This is a genomic window from Microtetraspora malaysiensis (genome assembly GCF_050947145.1).
Classification (GTDB): Bacteria; Actinomycetota; Actinomycetes; order Streptosporangiales; family Streptosporangiaceae; genus Microtetraspora_A; species Microtetraspora_A malaysiensis.
Genome location: NZ_CP191998.1, coordinates 5,633,844 through 5,652,278 on the forward strand (window position 1 = coordinate 5,633,844; position 18,435 = coordinate 5,652,278).

Consider the following 18,435-nt stretch of genomic DNA (forward strand, 5'->3'; position numbering starts at 1 on the left):
TACCAACGCGAAGCGTTGATACAGCAGAATGCCGCCGGTTGGGCGCTGATAGAGATATTTATCATTGTCGTTGATATCTCAGCGTGGCATGCTTCCCCCATGCAGCGATCCACCTCGAATTCTTGGACCCTCCCCACCGCGAGCGACCTTCCGGCTCTGGGCGCGATGAGCACGCGCGACCGCGCGGCGCGGAGCGCACGCGACGGCGTGCGGGTCCTCCCGCTCGTGGGCGCCCCGATCCTTCCCATGCCCGAGCACGTGAGGCGGGCGGTCGCACAGGCGATAGACCAGCCCGACCCGCGAGACAGCCGCGGCCTCCCTGAACTCCGAGCCGCGATCGCCGCCGAACTGGAGCGCGAACACGGCCTGCGCATCGATCCCGAGCGTCGTCTCCTGATCACCCACGGAGCGATGCACGGCCTCTCCCTCGTGCTCCGCACGGTGCTCGCTCCCGGCGACGAGGTGATCGTGCCGACCCCCACCTACTTCTTCGACGGCGCCATCCGCGAGGCCGGCGCGACGCCCGCCTACGTCCCGTCCCGCGAGTGCGATGGCTGGGCCCTCGACCTCGCCGGCCTGGAAGCCGCCGTCACACCCCGCAGCCGCGCCATACTCCTGTGCAACCCGAACAACCCGACGGGCTACCTGCCCGACGCCGCGACCATCGCGGCCGTGGTGGACATCGCCGCGCGCCACGGGCTACTCGTCATCTCCGACGACTCATGGCAGCACTTCACGTTCGACGGCCGTCGGCACCACCCGGTGGAGGCCCTTGCCGATCGCTGGCCGCACCTGGTCACCGTCACCAGCCTCAGCAAGTACTACGCGCTCGCGAGCTGGCGGCTCGGCTACGTCCTGGCGCCGCCGCCGATCCTCGACGCGCTCGAACGCCGTTTCCAGTGGGAGGCGGTGTGCTGCGGAGTGGTTCCGCAGCGTGCCGCGGCCGCCGCCCTCACCGGGCCTCGCGACTGGCTCGACCGGGCGCTTTCCACGTACCAGGCGAAGCTCGACCTCGTATGCGACGGCATCGCCGCGAGCGGCCTCCCCGAGCCCGTGCGGCCCGGGGCCGGCGCTTTCCTGCTCGTCGACTGCTCCCGCCTCGGCGACACACCGGACGACATCGACCGCGTACTCCTGGCGAACGGCATCGCGACGGTACGCGGCGCCGACATGCACGCCCCCGGCACGCATGTCCGCATCACGTTCGGTTCGGACGAGCACGTGCTCGGCGAGCTGATCCGGGGCCTCGGGCAGGCCTGTCGAGAGTCCTAGCGAGACGGACGCCGCGCCATCGTCGCGATCTGGCTACGGCTGGGACGGCCTGTCGGGCGCGCTGGTGGCCCGGATGAAGCGGGCGCCCCACTCCTGGACGTGCGCGGCGAACTCCGGCGGCCCCAGCACCTCGAACTCGGCGCCCACATTGCCCAGCGCCTGGGTCGGCCAATCGAGAGAGGTCGAGGTCATGGTGATCCGGCAGGTGTCGTGGCTGAGCGGTTCGATCGTGCCCCACTGGCCGACCACCTGCCGTACCCGGGCCGCGGGGGCGTGGACGAGCGCCTCGACCGTGTACTGCGCCGGGGCTCCGCTCGCCGCCCGGACGAAGGCCGCGGCGCCCCCGGCCGGGAGCGGACGCGGCCGGAAGCGCATGCCGGTCCCGGCCGGCCCGGTCAGCCGGTCGAGGCGGAAGCTGCGCCAGTCGTGCCGGGTCAGGTCGTAGGCGACCAGGTACCAGCGTCCGCCGAGGGCGACCACCCGGTGCGGCTCGACCTCGCGCTCGGTGGGGACGGAGCCTCTGGCGGTGTAGCCGAAGCGCAGCCGCTCCTGGTCCCGGCAAGCCTGGGCGACCGCGGTGAGCACCCCCGCGGCCACGACCGGCCCGGACGCGGCGACGGAGAAGGTCATCTCCCGCAGGGCGTCCACCCTGGCCCGCAGCCGGGGCGGCAGGACCCGAATCACCTTGGTGAGCGCACGCAGCGACGCCTCCTGCATCCCGGCGATCCCGCTCTGCGCCGCGTCACCGATGCCCACCGCGAGGGCCACCGCCTCCTCGTCGTCCAGCAGCAGCGGCGGCAGGACCGCGCCGGGCGCGAGCTGGTAGCCGCCGTCGGTCCCCCGGGCCGCGCTGACCGGATAGCCGAGCTCGCGCAGCCGGTCGACGTCGCGGCGCAGGGTCCGCTCGGATACTCCGAGCCGCTCGGCCAGTTCCATGCCGGGCCAGTGGCGGTGGGTCTGCAGCAGCGAGAGCAGTCGGAGGGTCCGTGAGCTGGTGTTGGCCATACCGCCATCCTCGCCCGACTTCCGGCCAAGAAGTGACCGGAAGCCTCTTTAGAGTCGATCTCGAAGGCCGTACCGACAGAAGGACCAAGAAATGATCACCCGTGAGATCCAGCTGACCGCACAGATCGCCGGCACCCCCACGCTCGACCACTTCACGGTCGCCACCACCGAGGTGGACGGCGAGGTTCTGGTGCGGACTGACCAGGTCGGGCTCGCCGCGACCTACCTGGAGCTGATGCGCGCGGACTGCACCCTCCCGGTACCGGCCTGGCAGCCGGGCCAGCGGGTGGGCGTGGCCGCCATCGGCACCGTCGTCCGGTCTGACAGCCCCGAGCTCGCGGTTGGCGACCTGGTCCAGTCGATGACCGGCTGGAGCGAGTACTCGGCGGGCCCGGCCGCCCAGTACACCGAGCTTGACCCCATCGCCGACCCCGGCTACTACCTCGGACAGGGGCCGACGGCCTACTACGGGATGGCCGACGTGGCGGGCGTCGGCGAGGGCGACGTGGTGTTCGTCTCCGGCGCGGCGGGTGGGGTCGGCTCACTGGCCGGGCAGATCGCCAAGTGCCTGGGCGCGACACGGGTGATCGGCAGCGCCGGCAGCCCGGCCAAGGTCGACTATCTGGTGAACGAGCTCGGCTACGACGCCGCGTTCGACTATCACGACGGCTCGCCGGTCGACCGGCTTCGAGAGCTCGCACCCGACGGCATTTCGGTGTTCTTCGACGTCGTGGGCGGCGAGCAGTATCAGGCCGCGCTGCAGGCGGCCAGGCCCGGCGCCCGCTTCGCGCTGTGCGGCTCGCTGTCCAGCCAGCTCGGCGATGCGGCGGAGCGCTTCCCCACGCCGGACCGTGCCGCGGCCCGGGGCAGGGGTGTCGAGCTGCTGCCGTTCTCCTGCTACCACACCCCCGACCAGATCGCCGCCTGGCGGGAACACTTCAGCACCTGGCTGGGCGAGGGCCGCTTCGTCTACCCGCAGACGGTCATCAAGGGCGAGGTCGACGACGTGCCGCAGGCGTTCTTGTCCCTGCTCCAGGGCTCCTACCGGGGCAATGTCTCGGTGCGGCTGTCATGACGACTCTTTCGAGCAGGGCCCTGAACCGGGCCCTGCTGGGCCGCCAGTTCCTGCTGGCCCGCACCGATCACACCCCGCTGGAGGTGATCGGGCGCCTGGTCGCGCTGCAGGCGCAAGAGCCCAACTGGCCCTACGTCGGGCTGTGGAGCAGGATCCACGGCTTCACTCATTCCCAGCTCACCACACTGCTGCAGGACCGGAAGGTGGTCCGCTCCGGCCTTCTCCGCAGCACCCAGCACCTCACCGCGGCCGACGACTTCCGCCGGCTGCGGCCGCTGCTGCAGCCCGTCCTCGACCGCACCGCCCGCTCGGCGTACTTCGCCCGCAACAGCGCGGGCCTGGACACCGCCTCGCTGGTCGCCACCGGGCTTGAGCTGCTGGCGGGCGGGACGACACCGCGAAAGGAGCTGGCCCGACGGCTGGCCGAACGCCACCCAGGCCGCGACGGGCGCGTCCTCGCCGGAGAGGTCGAGCTCAGAACCCCCCTCATCCACAACCCGGCCACCGGCACATGGGGCTCCTGGGGCACCCGATCGGCCGTCTCCGTCACGCCCGCCGAGACCTGGCTCGGCCGGCCCATGGTTCCGGCGACCGCCAAGGACCTCATCCGCCGCTATCTGGCAGCGTTCGGCCCAGCGGGGATCATGGACGTACAGGCCTGGTCCGGGCTGACCCGCCTCGGCGAGATCGTCTCCGACATGCGCGCCGAACTGCGCCACTACCGCGACCCCGACGGCAGGGAACTGATCGACGTGGCCGACGCGGAACTGCCCGACCCCGACACACCCGCCCCCGTGCGAATGCTGCCCGCCTTCGACAACGCCCTGCTCGGCCACGCCGACCGGACCCGCATCATCAGCCACGAGGACCGAAAACGCGTGATGCCCGGCCAGGCACAAGTACGGCCCACCTTCCTCGTGGACGGCCAAGTCCACGGAAGCTGGTCCCTCGAAGGCGACACCCTGCACCTCACTCCGTTCCGCCCGCTGTCCGCGACCGATCAGGCGGCCGTGGAGCAGGAGGCGGAGCGCCTGCTGCCGTTCACGGGAGGCAAGAACGTGTCCTACCGCAGCCCGATCGCGACCCGGTTGTCCTGAGCGTCCACCCCGGCATCGACCCGCTGGAACCATGCCAGGCACGGTAAGCACGGGCCCCGCCGACGCCGGTGAGGTGATCACCATCGCGAACCGGGTTCCGGACAGTACCTCCACCACCTTTTCGACGTCCGGCTCCGACGGTCCGGAAAGCCGGCCAACCGGCGGCCGGCCAGGGCCGTACGGGCATGTCAGGGCGCGATCACGACGAATGACGGACGCCGAGGGGGTGACATTTTCGACATTTGCACCATGACGGCCACTAATGCCGCTTCTAAAGTCATGGCCAAGTGCGACTTTTCGGTCGCATGGTTGCAACCTGCACTGAGGGCCCCTTAAGGGAGGGTGTAGTGAAAACGACGTCCCTCATGGCGGGTGCGGCCGCTCTTGCCACGGCTGTGTTATTACAGCTGTCGGGAGTTGGCGCAGCATTCGCCGACACACCGTCCGACTCGAGCCCGTCGGACAACTCCGCCCATGGCGGTCCGATCCTCGATGACGTCCACAACGCCCCGACGACCGCTGTCGCAGGCAACGTCACGTTCATCGACAACGTCAGGGGGGTCAGCGGCTACTCGGCGCTGAACTTCATCCGCTACGACAAGTACGGCCACGACTTCATGTTCGCCAACGGCACCGGCGGGCTCGCCGTCTGGTCGCTGAAGGACCCCGAGCACCCGGCCCTGATCTCGAAGATCACGGCAGCCGAGCTGCGCCTTCCGGGGGACACCCAGGACAGGTTCTGGGAAGGCGAGAACATGACCGTCGACCCGAAGCGCAAGCTGGTCTTCCTCACCCGGGACCCGCGCGGCTTCGGCGGCACCGTCAAAACCGGTCAGTCCGGCGTCTACATCATCGACGTCAAGAATCCGTGGAAGCCGGAGACGGTCATCTTCCACCCGGTCCCGGCCGGGCACACAGCCACCTGCATCAACGACTGCAAGTACCTGTGGTCGGTCGGTCCGGCCAACACGGGCACGCCAGGCCAGGACCCCTCCTGGAACGGCGTACCGGTGCGGGTGACCGACATCCACGACATCAAGCACCCGTACACCTTCGACCGGGCGGTCGATCTCGACCGGCACGACGGGGTCACGGACTACGTGCACAGCGTCGACGTCGACAAGAACGGCATCGCCTGGGCCTCCGGTGAGGGCGGCGTACGCGGCTACTGGACCGAGGGCAACCACTACGACCCGGTGCAGAAGCGCAACCGCGTCGCGACGGCGTACGACCCGGTGCCGTACGCGGGCGGGACCGTCGTCGCCACCAACCCGGCGGGCACCGACTTCTTCGACTACTTCGATCACAACGCCTACCACAACACCGAGAAGCCCGGCTCCTTCGACAAGGGCGAACTGCTCTACATCACCAACGAGAACATCAGGACCTGTTCAGAGGCGGGCGAGTTCAAGATCGCCTCGCTGAAGGGCAGCTACGACGGTGAAGGCTGGCGTTCCACGCCGGAGAAGCCGTTCCGGCTGGAACTGATCAGCCACTGGTCTCCGTGGGGCAAGGAAGGGTCGGCCACCAGCGGTAGCTGCTCCGCGCACTGGTTCACGGTGAACGGCAACATCCTGGCGCAGGCGTGGTACGGGCAGGGCACCCGCTTCATCGACGTGTCCGACCCGAGGAACCCGACCCAGGTCGGCTACTTCCGCGTGCCGTCGGGGCAGGGCGTGACCGGCGGCTCGGCGTCGGCCGCCTACTGGCACGACGGGCTGGTCTACGTCGCGGACTACAACCGGGGCGTCGACGTCCTGCGGTTCGACGGCAAGCTGGCCGGAGACCCGGACAAGAAGATCTGCTGGAACTCGTGCGACAAGTAACCGTTTGAGCGAGAACACCGGCTCGAGCGTGGCGACCGCCGCGCTCGGACCGGCTCTCGATGGTGACGGCGTGGAGGTAGAGGGTGCGACGCAGAAGTGCCGTGCGCGCGGTCGCGCTGGGCGCGACCGCACTGGTGGTGAGCGGTCTGCTCGACGCGTGCTCTGCCTCGGATGAGGGCGGCGGCGCCCCGAAGCCGCAGGGCGAGATCACGTTCGGGGTACTGGCCCCGCTCTCGGGCGACATGGCCGAACGTGGGCACGACCTCGTCGACGGGGCGCAGTTGGCCGCCGCCGAGATCAACGAACAGGGCGGGGTTCTGGGGCGGCAGGTGCGACTGGCCGTCGAGGACGGCGGCTGCGCGTCGGCGACCGGCGAGCAGGCGGCGACGGAGCTGGCCGCCAAGAGCGTCGTGGGGGTGGTCGGCGGGCTGTGCGAGGACGCGGCGGTGACGGCGGCGAAAACCGTGGCCGCGGAAGGCACGCCGTTCCTGGTCTCCTCCGCCCGCGCCGACCGGCTGGTCGGGGCCGGGTTGCCGTCGGTGTTCCCGATGGAGGGCACGGTCTACCAGGAGGCGCTGGCCGCGGTGCACTGGATGGGCTACCGGAGCCCCCAGCGGGTGGCGGTGCTCGGTGACGGCTCGCCGGCCTCGCAGCGGCTGTCCGGCCTGGTGACCGACCGGGTCAAGGCCGACGGCCTGAAGGTGAGCAGGCGAACCTCCGCCACGAAGGATCCTGATCTCGCGAAGCTCGCCCGCACCGTCACCGGTTTCACGGCGGACTTCGTCTACTGGACGGGGGCGGCGGAACCGGGTGGACGGCTCGTGGGCGCACTACGTCAAGCCGGCTACACCGGCTATTTCATGGCCTCCTCGGAGTCGGACAGCCCCGAGTTCCTCCAGGCGGCGGGAGGAGCGGCCGAGGACGCGTTCCTCACCGCGTCCGCGGGCCCACGACTTCTCCCGGCAGCGGCAGACTGGGCTGCGCGCTTCAAGGTCCGCTACCGGCGGGACCCGGGCCGTGACGCGATGCAGGCCTACGACGGGCTCCGCGCGCTGGCGCAGGCGGTGCGCCAGGCGGGGGACACGACTCCCTCGAAGATCGTCGACAACCTCCCGCGGCTCGAGGACTTCACCACCTTCACCGGGGCGCTCCGCTTCGCCGCCGATCACTCGCTGGCGTACGACAACTACGTCATCGCCCAGGTCAAGGGCGGCACGTTCACCCTGGCCAGCAAGCTTCGTACGGACCCGGTCGGATGACGCGCGGTATGCGCCCCGCGGGACATCGCCGGGTCCGGCTGATCGCGCGGCTGGCGGTGGTCGCGTTCCTCGTGGCCGGCGGCCTCGTCGCGGACCTCATCTCCGTCGTGGCCACCCATCCGGCGTACGCGCATGCCTACCTGCTGGAGACCTCGCCTGTCGACGGCGAGGTGCTGGCCTCTCCCCCGGCTGAGGTCCGGCTCCGCTTCAACGAGGCGGTGAGCTTCAACCAGCGGTCGATTCAGCTGCTCGACGTGACCGCGAAGAAGCTGGCGATCGGTACCCCGGGACACGTGGACGGGAAGGCCAACACGGCGAGGGTGAGCCTGCCCACGGATCTGGCCGAGGGAACCTACGTCCTGGCCTGGCGAGTCACGTCCGCTGACTCGCACGTGGTGTCGGGTGCGCTCAGCTTCAGCGTCGGCCACCCGAGCGCGCTGGCCGCCCCGGTGGAGCAGGATGCCGATCCCGCCGTCCCCGTCGTCGACGCGGTCGGCCGCGGCCTTGCCTTTCTCGGTGTGGCCCTCGCCCTCGGTGGCGCGCTGTTCCTCGCCGTGCTCTGGCCCGCGGGCCGCGATGACCGCCGCGGCCGGCGCATCGTGTGGTCCGGCTTCGCCGCGCTGACGGCCGGCACCGTGGTGGTCCTGCTCGTACAGGGGCCGTACGCCGCCGGCACGTCGCTGACAGGGGTGTTCGACCCTGAACTGCTCGGCGCGACGCTGTCCACGCGGTTGGGCCAGGCGCTGCTGGTGCGGCTGGTGATCGTGCTCGCCCTCGGTGTGGCCTTCGGGGTCGCCGTACGCCCCTCCCCGCCCCCTGCCGGCGCCGGGACCGCCCACGCCGGGGCAGCCGGCGTCCCCCGCCGGATCGTCCTGCCCGCGGTCGCCGCGGCCGGCGCCGTCGCCGTGACGTTGACCTGGACGCTGGCAGATCACGCGCAGACCGGCGTGCAGACCTGGCTGGCCGTTCCGGCGACGAGCCTGCACCTGCTCGCCATGGCCCTGTGGCTGGGCGGCCTGATCGTGCTCGCGGCCTGCGTGCTCATCCCGGAGGGGAGGCGGGAGCCCACCCGCGCCATCTCCCTGGAGCCCGCGCTCCCGAGGTTCTCCCGGCTCGCGCAGATCTGCTTCGCCGTGATCGCGGTGACCGGCGTATACCTGTCCTGGCGGCAGGTGGGCACGTGGGGTGCGCTCGGCGGGACCGACTTCGGGCGGCTGCTTCTCGGTAAGCTCGCCGCCGTCCTCGCCGTGGTGGGTCTTGCCGCCGGAGCGCGGCGGTTCGTGCGGCGGCACAGCCGCGAACACAGTCGCGAGCACGGCCGCGAACACGGCCGCGAGCCCCTCGGCCTCGACGCCGCGCCCTCCGCCGCGGTGCGCCGGCTGCGCCGCTCGGTCATGGCCGAAGTCGTGCTCGGGATCGCCGTCGTGTCGATCACGGCCGTCCTGGTCGACACCGCCCCGGCCCGCACCAGCTACGCGCCGCCGGTGCACACCAAGGTCCCTGTTCCCGCCGCCGCGGACGGGGCCGGCCCGGCCACCGGGCTGCGGGGCGGCTCGGTCGAGGTGAAGATCGAGCCGGCGAGGCCGGGCGGCAACGTGGCCGACATCTACCTCACCGGCCGGGACGGCTCGTTGGTCGCGGTGCCCGAGGTCTCCGGTGAGCTCGAGTCGGGCGACCGCAGTGTCCCGGCGTTCCCCGTCAAGATCTCCGCAGCCGAGCCGGGCCACTACGTGGCGAACTCGATGTCCATCCCCTACCCGGGGGCGTGGGTGCTGCGACTGGACATCCGCGTCTCCGACTTCGACGAGACGCCCGTGCGTGTCCCGTTCACGGCACGCTGAAAGGCTGGTGGCACGCATGCAAGGCGTTGACCGGAAAGCGTCCCGGCGCCGGGTGGCCCGCCGGGTGAGCGGGGCCGCCGCCGGCATGCTCGCCCTCGGCGTCCTGACGGGCTGCTCCGGCGGGGCTCCGCAGGCGTCGACCAAGCCGCCCTACACCCTGGACTCCATCCGGTCCGGCCTCGTCAGCCCCGGCGACCTGGGCGAAGGCGCGACCGAGTTCAAGGACAACGGCCACGCCTCGCACGTCGTCTACACGCCCCCGAACAGCATCCCGACCTGTCCGTACGTCCAGCGCTCCGAGGATGTCGAGGTCGATGTGCGGCCGGCGGTCGAGCCGGTGGGCGGGATGCCGACCGGGCGGTTCATCGTCGGCCCGCAACTCGCGGGTACATCGTCGCTTCCGGTCGTCACACAGGGCGCGGCGGTCTTCACGAGCTCCTCGCTCGCCGACAACACGATGGACACCGTCGTGGCCGAGTCGGCCAAGTGTCCGGAGACGTTCGGTGTGCTCGGCGGACCGCCGACCGTCGTGGGCGATTACAAGGTCGGCAGCCGGCAGATCGAGATGGAGGGATGGAAGGGGTTCGCCCAACATCTCGTGCACACCTCGCCCCCGGAGGTGAACCCGGACACCTACGACGATCTGGTCACCGTCGTGGTGCACAAGGCCAACGCCATCATCTACGTCGGCTATGCGCAGATCAAGGCAGTGGGCCAGCGCGCCGACTCCGACGAGAAGGTCAAGGCGTTGATGAAGACGACGCTGGCCCGCCTCGGCTAGCGCCGCATCCACAAGATCCTATTGGAGGTTTGCGGAACGGTGAGATTCTTACCTGTTGGAAGAGCGTTGAAGGGCAGAGCCCTTCTGACTGGCACGGCCGCGCTCGTCACGGCGGTCGTGCTGCAGACGGCGAGCCTCGGCCCGGCATACGCGGACCCGTCCGGTCCGGTCAACCCCGGCACGGTCGGGTCCGCCAATGCCGAGGCGACCAGCCTGCGGAACCGGGCGGACGCGGCCGCGAAGGACGCCGCCAGGGCGGCCGCTCGTCTGGACGAGGCCAAGGCCACGGCTGAGGAGGAGGCGCAGAAGGCCGCCGACGCCGCCGCCACGGCTGAGGAGTCGGGCACGATCTCCGACAAGAACAAGGCGGAGGCTGCCGCCGCGAAGGCCGCGCAAGCATCCGCCAAGGCGGCGCAGGCGCAGCTGGAGTACAACGAGAAGGCAGCCGCGTCGGCGGCGGCGGCCGCGGCAGCGGAAGCGGCGGCGAACAACGCCGAGCGTGAGGCCGCGTCGCTGGCCGGTGTCACCGACGGCATCGGCGCCGAGGGGACACAGACCCTCCCGGACACCGGGGTGTTCCCCGACAACGCCACGCACAGCGACAACGTCGAGGTCGTCGGCCACGTGCGCGGGGTGCTGTCCGGCAACCCGAACTGCCCCGCCTTCAAGTCGGCGAAGTGCCCCGCGTTCTCGTCGCTGAACTTCGTGCACTACGAGAAGCTCGGCTACGACGTCATGGTCGCCAACGGCACCGGCGGCCTGGCCATCTGGTCGCTGAAGGACCCCGAGCACCCGACGTACATCTCTGAGGTCACCGTCGGCCAGCTGAAGCAGCCGGGCGAGACCATGACCCAGTTCTGGGAGGGCGAGAACCTCACGGTCGACAGCAGGCGCAAGCTCGTCTTCATGACCCGCGACTCGGGTCAGAAGGGCCTGTTCATCATCGACATCAAGGACCCGTGGCACCCGGCGCTGCTGGGCTTCCACCCGGTCCCGCTCGGCCACACCGCGACCTGCATCAACGACTGCCGTTTCATCTGGTCGGTGGGGTCGGGCGTGCGCGGCGTGAGCTCCCCCGTCTATGTGACCGACGTCCGTGACGTCAACCACCCGTTCACCTACAGCCAGGCCGTCGTCTCCGACGTCCGGCGCACCGGTGCGACGAGCGGCTCCACGCACAGCGTCGACGTCGACTTCGACGGCGTCGTCTGGGTCTCGGGCAGCGGCGGCGTGCGCGGCTACTGGACGGACGGGAAGCACGTCGACCCGGCAACGCAGACCAAGCGCTACGCGACGGCCTATGACCCGATCCCGTACGCGGGCGGGAGCATCGGCGGCTCGGAGAGCTCCTTCCTGCACAACGCCTACCGCTTCCCGAACGCCCTTGGAGATCGTCCCAAGGGCGACGTGCTCCTCATCACCAACGAGAACAACAACCAGAACTGCTCGAAGGCCGGCGTGTTCATCCTGGCGTCGCTCGAAGGGACACACGACGCCGACGGGATCACCTCCACTCCGGAGAACCCGGTCAAGATGACGCGGCTCGCCACGTACAGCCCCGGGGGCAAGCCCGGCCACTACGTCGACCCGACGGGTAAGGCCGGCGACTGCTCCGCGCACTGGTTCACGGTGAACGGCAACATCGTCGTCGGCGGCTACTACGAGCAGGGCGTCCGCTTCCTGGACATCTCCGACCCGAGGAACCCGCAGCAGGTCGGCTGGTTCCGGGTGCCCGACCGAAACGGCGGCCCCGACGGCCCGGCGATCATCGGGAGCAACGCCTCCTCGGCCTACTGGCACAACGGGTACGTCTACGTCCCCGACTACGGCCGTGGCGTCGACATCCTGAAGTTCACCGGCGACATTCCCGGCAAGCGGGAGAAGAAGGTCTGCTGGAACTCCTGCGAGAAGTAGGACCCCGGCAGGCACCTCCGCCCGCTCGCGGGCTCGCGTCACCACGGCGCGAGCCCGTGAGCGGGCACCCGGGGCTCCCTTCCCGTTCGCTGGGCCCCGCCCCCCTTCAACACGTACCGGAGCGAGAAGCACCCCATGCAGCTTCCGACGAACCTCGACCGCCGTGGCCGGACCCGCCGCATCCGCTGGCTCGTGCCGTTGGCCCTCACCGTCCTCACGCTCCCGGCCGCAGGCGGGTGCAGCTCAGACGGCGCCACGCCGGCCGCCCCCAGGGGGGACATCGCCTTCGGTGTGATCGCCCCGCTGTCCGGACCGGAAAGCGCGCGCGGGCAGGACCTGGTGGATGGGGCGCAGATGGCCGCGAACGACCTCAACGTCCGGGGCGGGGTCATCGGGCTGCACGTCTCCCTGGTCACCGTCGACGACGAGTGCCTCGACGACAGCGGCAAGGAGGCGGCGAAGCGGCTCCACCTCACCGAGAGCGTCGCCGGCGCGGTCGGAGGCGTCTGCGACGACGCCGCCGAGGCCGCGGCGCGGGTGCTCGGCGGCAACGGACTGCCGTTCCTCATCAGCTCCGCCAACTCACCCGCTCTGGTCAGCGCGGAGGACACTCCTACGGCCTATCTCACCAACGGCACGCCGTATCAGGAAGCGCTGGCGACCGTGCACTGGATGGCCTACAACACCGCGCAGCGGCTCGCGGTGGTCGCTGACGACGCCCCTGAGTCCGCATACCTGGTCAAACAGGTGATCTCCGTGGCCTCACCCGTCCCCAAGGTGGTCAGCAAGCAGACCCTGACGGCCGGGCGGCAGGACATCGCCGCGGCCGCTGCCACCGCGCTGGCCGCCGACCCCGACGTCGTGTACTGGGCCGGCTCGGCCCGGGAATCCGGCCGGCTCGCCGCAGCGCTACGGAAGGCCGGATACAAGGGCATGTACATCGCCTCCGCGCAGTCGGAGAGCCCCGATTTCCGGTCGGCCGCCGGCACTGACGGCGCCGAGGGCGCATACGTGATCACCACGGCCAGCCCGCAGAACCTCCCCGCCACCGAGGCGTGGACCAAGCGTTTCACCAAGGCCTTCGGCCGCGCGCCGGGGCGGGACGCGCTGCAGGCCTATGACGCGCTGCGCGCCCTGGGGCAGGCCGTGACGCAGGCGGGAAAGGTGGACCGCGCGCTGAACAGCGAGCAGCTGACCAAGCTCGAGGACACCTTCACCACGTTCATGGGCGCGCTGAGGTTCGCTCCCGACCACACGGTCAAATACGACAACCACCTCGTGCTGACCGTCAAAAGCGGTGCCTTCACCCTCGCCAGCACGCTGCGTCCGGACAACGACACGTGACGGCCCGTGGTCGATCGCAGCCTCCCCCGACGAAGTGAGCCCATCCGTGACCCTGCGCCCCCCTGTCGCCCTCGCGCTGGCCGCCATCTGCGCCGCCCTCACCGGCTGCTCCGGCTCCGCGGCCGCCACAGCGACCAAGCCGCACTACACGGCCGACGATGTCAAGGCCGCGTACTACACCGCCAAGGACGCCGGCGAAGGCGCGCGTGACTACTGGTACGACCGGAACTTCCACTCGCACACCAACTACGTGCCGCCGAGCGCCATACAGACCTGCCCGTACGTCCAGCGTTCGGATGCGGCCAACGCGCCGTCCAACGTGGTGGAGCCGGTCGGCGGCGAGCCCGTGGGGCAGTTCGCCGTGGAGCCCGCTCGCTCGACCGACTCGCGCGTCCCGTACGTGACCCAGAACGCCCTCGTCTTCGGCTCGAGCGCCATCACCGACGGCGCGATGGAGGAGGTCGCCTCCGGGCTGGCCAAGTGCCCCGGATCGTATGCGGTGAACGGGGGGCCGCCGATCATCCTCGGCGCCTACAGCGTGACCAGCCGCCCGCTCGAGGTGTTCGGGTGGAAGGGGTACGTGCAGCAACTCGCCCACACCTTCCCCCCGGGGATGGACGACGTCTACTACGAGGACATCGCCATCGTGGTGCTCCGCCGGGCGAATCTCATCCTCTATCTCGACCTCACCCAGACAAAGATCGTCGGAGACCGCGCCGACTCCGCGGACAAGGCCAGGGGCGCCATGGAGAAGGTGCTGCGAAGACTGGGCTGATCCGAGACCGGCGGGCCGGGCCGCGGCCCGCCGCACGCGAGCTCTATTCCACCGAACAGCACAGTCGCGATTCCTGATCGCCAGCACGACAAGGAGAATGCATATGCTGCGCCGCACGATACGTGGCCTCGTAACCGTAGGGTTGGCGGCCTGCCTGATCGGCATCATGCCGGCGGTGGCGTCCGCACACGTGAAAGTGACCACGGACTCGGCCGTCCAGGGCGGCTACGCCGCCTTGACGTTCCGCGTCCCCAACGAGCGCGACGACGCGAGCACGACCAAGATCGAGGTTCAGCTGCCGACCGACGCCCCGCTCGCCTCGGTCTCGGTGAAGCCGCACCCGGGTTGGTCGTACGAGATCACCAAGACCAAGCTGGCCGCGCCGATCGAGGCGCACGGCGCGCAGATCAGCGAGGTCGTCGGCCAGATCACCTGGACCGCGACGGATTCGAAGTCAGGAGTCCAGCCGGGTGAGTACGAGGAGTTCTCCGTGAGCGCCGGACCGCTGCCCGCTACCGACCGGATGGTGTTCAAGACGCTCCAGCATTACAGCGACGGCGAGATCGTGCGCTGGATCCAGGATCCGTCCACCGACGGCGACGAGCCGGAGCGGCCCGCGCCGGTACTCCGGCTCGTGCCCAAGGACGACGCGGCGTCGTCCCCGTCGACCGGAACCGACCGGGTGTCTCTGGCCGTGGACAGCACGCCCGCGGCCGAGTCGGGTGTGGGGAGTTCGTGGGCGATCGGGCTGTCTGCGGCCTCGCTGGTGATCTCCCTCGCGTGCGCTGCGACGATGATCGTGCGGACCCGCCGGACGCGATAACCGCCACGGCGGAAACCGGGCGCAGGGCACTGATCCCCTGCGCCCGGTTCGATGATGGAATCAGCCCCTGCGCGTTCTCCGCCGTTCCGAGGCGAAGCGACGCTGGACGCGCTCGCCTCCCCTCGCCCGGTGAGACCCGCCGGTGCCGCCGGCCGTCACCAGTTGGCCGGCAGCCCCGGCGTGGTGGGAGGCAGCGGGTTACCAGCCTTCGGGTGGATGACGTACACGATCCCGCCGCTGCCGGTGCTGCGCAGCCAGACGTTCTCGAAGTTCGCCCGCGGGTAGACCCGGCGCACCGCGTCGTTGTCCGGCGAGGCGGGGTCGTTGGCGATCACGTCGCCGGTGGCGGTGAAGCCGATGATGACCATGAGGTGGCCGTTGGTGCTGTACCCGGCGCCGGGCAGTTCCGCCGCCTTGAACGACTGGGAGGTGACGACCGGGATGCCGGCGCGGATCAGCCGCTCCAGCTCGGTCAGCGATCGGAGCCGGGTGACGAACCCCTCCAACCCGTACCGTCCCGCGTAGGCCGCGTTGAACGGCCAGTTGCCCGCTCCCTCGTAGGCGTAGTCGTAGGCGTACCGGGCGGCGTAGTCGACCTCGGGGTTGGGATCGGAGGAGTCCACCCAGGAGGTGTCCTGCTTGCTGGGCCACTGGCCCCAGTAGCCGAGGACCATGGTGGTCGAGGTCGGGCTGCACCACGCCTCTCCCCCGCCGTCCCACTCGGGGTAGTGGCCCTCGTGGACGTTCTGCGAACGGCGCGGCACGGGCAACTCGACGCCCCAGGCGACGCCGCCGGGGCTGACCGGGACGGTAGCCCGGTCGGGCACGGCGGAGGCCATCGCGCCGAGCGTGCGCACGACCGGCGTCACGGACGAGCCCGGCGTACGGTACAGCGTGGCGCGCAACTGGTACGCGGTGATCTCCTTGCCGGCCGCGGCCACGAACGTGTCGACCGAGACCGTGCCGTCGGCGTCACGCTGCCCCGGCAGCGACGTGCGGCGGATGTCCTCGTCGCCGTACGCCCAGCGGCCGAGCACGTACCACTTCGTCAGCCCGGCAGCGTTGCGGCCGCGCATCTCGACCTGCAGCCAGCTTCCGGTCGGCACGTCGGCGTTCCAGGAGGCGACCAGCTCGGTGGCCGCGAACCCGATCGGCTGCTCGCGGCCGGTCCACCGGGCGTACTCCCAGTTCTTCGTGCCGAGCTCGTCGGTGTAGGAGATCGTGCCTACGGGGGCGTCGAAGGACAGGGTGTTGCCCCCCTTGACGCCCTCGCGGGTGCCGGGGCCGAAGTTGGCCCGCTCGTAGACGACGTCGACGGCGGCGGGCGGGGGTTTGCCCTCGACCTCGGCGGCAGCGGATGTGACGGTGAGGGCGGATGTCATCAGGACTGCGGACAGGAACACGGGCAGGAACACGCTTGGCACGCGCATAGCTCACCTCGGGGGGTTGTCGGCGTCCTCGACGCTAGAGATCTCCGCCCGCCCGCACATCGGCAGGAATACGTATTACGCACACCTTTGGGCGGCCTTCGGGTATCTCGCGTGCGCGTACCCCGGCAGATCCGGCACGTGCGGCGCGCCCTGTCGCCGCCCGCGTGATCCGCGGGCGCCGGATACGACGGACTGCGACCTCACCGGCTGCTGAGGTAGGTGAGGACGGCGAGCACGCGGCGGTGGCCGCTGTCAGCCGGCGAGAGGCCGAGCTTGGCGAAGATGTTGCCGATGTGCTTGTGGACGGCGTTCTCGGTGATGACGAGCCGGGCCGCGATTGTGGCGTTGTCCTTTCCTTCGGCCATCAGGGCGAGAACTTCGCGTTCGCGTGGCGTGAGGGCGGCGATCGGGTCGTGGGCGTGACGGGTGAGGAGCTGCGCGATCACCTCGGGGTCCATGACGGTACCGCCGGCGGCGACCCGCCGCAGCGCGTCGATGAACTCGCTCACCCGGCTCACCCGGTCCTTGAGAAGGTAGCCGACGCCGCCGCGTCCATCGGAGATCAGCTCGCCGGCGTACTGCTGCTCGACGTACTGGGAGAGTACGAGCACGGGCAGGCCGGGATGCCGGCGGCGAGCCTGGAGGGCGGCGTGGATTCCCTCGTCGCGGAAGGCCGGCGGTAGCCGCACGTCGACGATGGTGACGTCCGGCCGGTGTTCGGCGACGGCGGCGACGAAGCCGGGTGCGTCCTGGGTGATCGCGGCGACGTGAAAGCCCTTGGCGGTCAGCAGGAGTTCCAGCCCACTGGACAGCAGGACGTTGTCCTCGGCGATCACGACCCGCACAGCAGGCTCACAGTGATCGTGGTCGGGCCGCCGCTGGGGCTGTGAATGTCGACGGTGCCGTCGAGCGCCAGGACACGGTGGCGGATTCCGGCGATGCCGGTGCCCAGCGTCTCGTCGACGCCGCCGACTCCGTCGTCGGTGACCTCGATCGACAGCCGGTCACCGACGCGTGCGACGCGGACGGTGGTCCGGGTGGCCCGGCTGTGCTTGGCAGCGTTCGTCAGCGCCTCGGCGATCGTGAAATAGGCCACGGCCTCGACCGCGGCAGGGACCGTCCCGAGGTCGCCGATATCGAGCCTGGTGTCGATCACCGATCGGGTCCCCAGCGCCGCCAGCGCCCCGGCGAGGCCGCGATCGGCGAGGATCGGCGGATAGATCGTCCGAATCACCGCACGAAGCTCCACCATGGCCTCCTCGGTATTCTCGTGCGCTTCCCGCAGGAGTCTGTCCACCATCTCCGGGTCCTCGCCCAGCGACTCACGGGCCACGCCCAGCCGCATCGCGATGGCCACCAGCCGGGCCTGGGTGCCGTCGTGCAGGTCACGTTCGATCCGGCGGAGTTCGGCGCCGTGCGCGTTCATGGCGCCGGCCCGCGTCTCGGTCAGCGTCTCCACACGCTCTGCCAACTGCTCCGCGGCCGAGGGGGACAGCAGCGCCACACAGATCCGGGCGTGCAGGCGCGCCAGGCGAGGAGCCAGCCAGTAGCTCAGGGCCGCGAAGATGATGACTTGTACGGTCCCCAGGGTCAACGCCGTGCCCCACCCGGACAGTGGAACACCGGCGGCGAAGCCGCCCGCGCGGGTGCCGGCGGGAAACGCCCACCACAAGGGCACCGTGATGGCCGTAGTGACCGTGTTGCCGGCGCACACCACCACGACGATCCCGAACACCAGACTCGTCACGAGCCACGTACACAGCCACCCGAGAACACGCCACGCACCGACACGGACCGGACCGGAGCGCGGAGAAAGCAGCAGCCGGTCGGCGCGGCGACGATGCCAGGACGCCCAGGAGCGGGCCGCCGCCGGAACGACGAGTACGGGCAGCACGAACAGGGCGACCGCAGCAGTCGACAGACTGCCCAGCAGATAGCCCAGACCGCGCCACATCGCCGAAAACCGACTGGCCCCATGGTGGTTCATCCGCAC

At 70.4% G+C, this 18,435-nt stretch carries 15 protein-coding genes; 11 read left to right on the forward strand and 4 right to left on the reverse strand.

The features are described from left to right. Positions 1-99: 99 nt before the first annotated feature. Positions 100-1,272: a pyridoxal phosphate-dependent aminotransferase gene (locus ACQP1V_RS26630; protein ID WP_433412749.1), complete on the forward strand. Its 1,173-nt coding sequence runs from the start codon at positions 100-102 to the stop codon at positions 1,270-1,272. A gap of 33 nt (positions 1,273-1,305) precedes the next feature. Here the strand turns inward: ACQP1V_RS26630 and ACQP1V_RS26635 are convergent, their stop codons facing one another. After that, positions 1,306-2,277, reverse strand: a complete 972-nt coding sequence (locus ACQP1V_RS26635) for a helix-turn-helix transcriptional regulator (RefSeq protein ID WP_433412751.1) — start codon at positions 2,275-2,277, stop codon at positions 1,306-1,308. A 91-nt stretch (positions 2,278-2,368) separates the two neighbouring features. On the opposite strand from ACQP1V_RS26635, the gene ACQP1V_RS26640 reads away from it, so the two are divergent. The 10 genes from ACQP1V_RS26640 to ACQP1V_RS26685 all read left to right on the forward strand — a co-directional run bounded on the left by ACQP1V_RS26640 (position 2,369) and on the right by ACQP1V_RS26685 (position 15,012). Continuing rightward, positions 2,369-3,352, forward strand: a complete 984-nt coding sequence (locus ACQP1V_RS26640; protein ID WP_433412753.1) for a zinc-binding dehydrogenase — start codon at positions 2,369-2,371, stop codon at positions 3,350-3,352. Continuing rightward, the gene (locus tag ACQP1V_RS26645; protein ID WP_433412755.1) at positions 3,349-4,449 is read left to right on the forward strand and encodes a winged helix DNA-binding domain-containing protein; all 1,101 of its coding nucleotides are present in this window, start codon (positions 3,349-3,351) and stop codon (positions 4,447-4,449) included. The genes ACQP1V_RS26640 and ACQP1V_RS26645 overlap by 4 nt, the downstream gene beginning before the upstream one ends. A 347-nt stretch (positions 4,450-4,796) precedes the next feature. Beyond that, entirely contained in the window at positions 4,797-6,275 is a 1,479-nt protein-coding gene (locus ACQP1V_RS26650; RefSeq protein WP_433412757.1) for an LVIVD repeat-containing protein, read from the forward strand. A gap of 83 nt (positions 6,276-6,358) precedes the next feature. Next, positions 6,359-7,534, forward strand: a complete 1,176-nt coding sequence (locus ACQP1V_RS26655) for a branched-chain amino acid ABC transporter substrate-binding protein (RefSeq protein ID WP_433412759.1) — start codon at positions 6,359-6,361, stop codon at positions 7,532-7,534. Next, on the forward strand, positions 7,531-9,375 hold the full coding sequence (locus ACQP1V_RS26660) for a copper resistance CopC/CopD family protein (RefSeq protein ID WP_433412761.1): 1,845 nt from the start codon (positions 7,531-7,533) through the stop codon (positions 9,373-9,375). Before ACQP1V_RS26655 ends, ACQP1V_RS26660 begins: the two co-directional genes overlap by 4 nt. Positions 9,376-9,391: 16 nt before the next feature. Continuing rightward, a complete protein-coding gene (locus ACQP1V_RS26665) occupies positions 9,392-10,156 on the forward strand; it encodes a hypothetical protein (protein ID WP_433412763.1) in 765 nt (254 codons plus the stop codon). A gap of 66 nt (positions 10,157-10,222) precedes the next feature. Beyond that, positions 10,223-12,070, forward strand: coding sequence for an LVIVD repeat-containing protein (locus tag ACQP1V_RS26670; RefSeq protein ID WP_433412765.1), 1,848 nt, complete (start codon positions 10,223-10,225; stop codon positions 12,068-12,070). A 135-nt stretch (positions 12,071-12,205) separates the two neighbouring features. Continuing rightward, entirely contained in the window at positions 12,206-13,414 is a 1,209-nt protein-coding gene (locus ACQP1V_RS26675; RefSeq protein WP_433412767.1) for a branched-chain amino acid ABC transporter substrate-binding protein, read from the forward strand. A 46-nt stretch (positions 13,415-13,460) separates the two neighbouring features. Continuing rightward, a complete protein-coding gene (locus ACQP1V_RS26680; protein WP_433412769.1) occupies positions 13,461-14,189 on the forward strand; it encodes a hypothetical protein in 729 nt (242 codons plus the stop codon). A gap of 175 nt (positions 14,190-14,364) precedes the next feature. Further along, positions 14,365-15,012 carry a YcnI family copper-binding membrane protein gene (locus ACQP1V_RS26685; RefSeq protein ID WP_433412771.1) on the forward strand — a complete coding sequence of 216 codons (648 nt, stop codon included), beginning with the start codon at positions 14,365-14,367 and terminating at the stop codon, positions 15,010-15,012. A 155-nt stretch (positions 15,013-15,167) separates the two neighbouring features. Here ACQP1V_RS26685 and ACQP1V_RS26690 read toward each other — a convergent pair whose 3' ends face one another. The 3 genes from ACQP1V_RS26690 to ACQP1V_RS26700 form a co-directional block, all read right to left on the reverse strand. Next, positions 15,168-16,442, reverse strand: a complete 1,275-nt coding sequence (locus ACQP1V_RS26690) for a C39 family peptidase (protein ID WP_433412773.1) — start codon at positions 16,440-16,442, stop codon at positions 15,168-15,170. Positions 16,443-16,642: 200 nt separating this feature from the next. Continuing rightward, entirely contained in the window at positions 16,643-17,287 is a 645-nt protein-coding gene (locus ACQP1V_RS26695) for a LuxR C-terminal-related transcriptional regulator (RefSeq protein WP_387411940.1), read from the reverse strand. Continuing rightward, positions 17,275-18,396, reverse strand: a complete 1,122-nt coding sequence (locus ACQP1V_RS26700) for a histidine kinase (protein ID WP_433412775.1) — start codon at positions 18,394-18,396, stop codon at positions 17,275-17,277. The genes ACQP1V_RS26695 and ACQP1V_RS26700 overlap by 13 nt, the downstream gene beginning before the upstream one ends. Positions 18,397-18,435 lie beyond the last annotated feature (39 nt).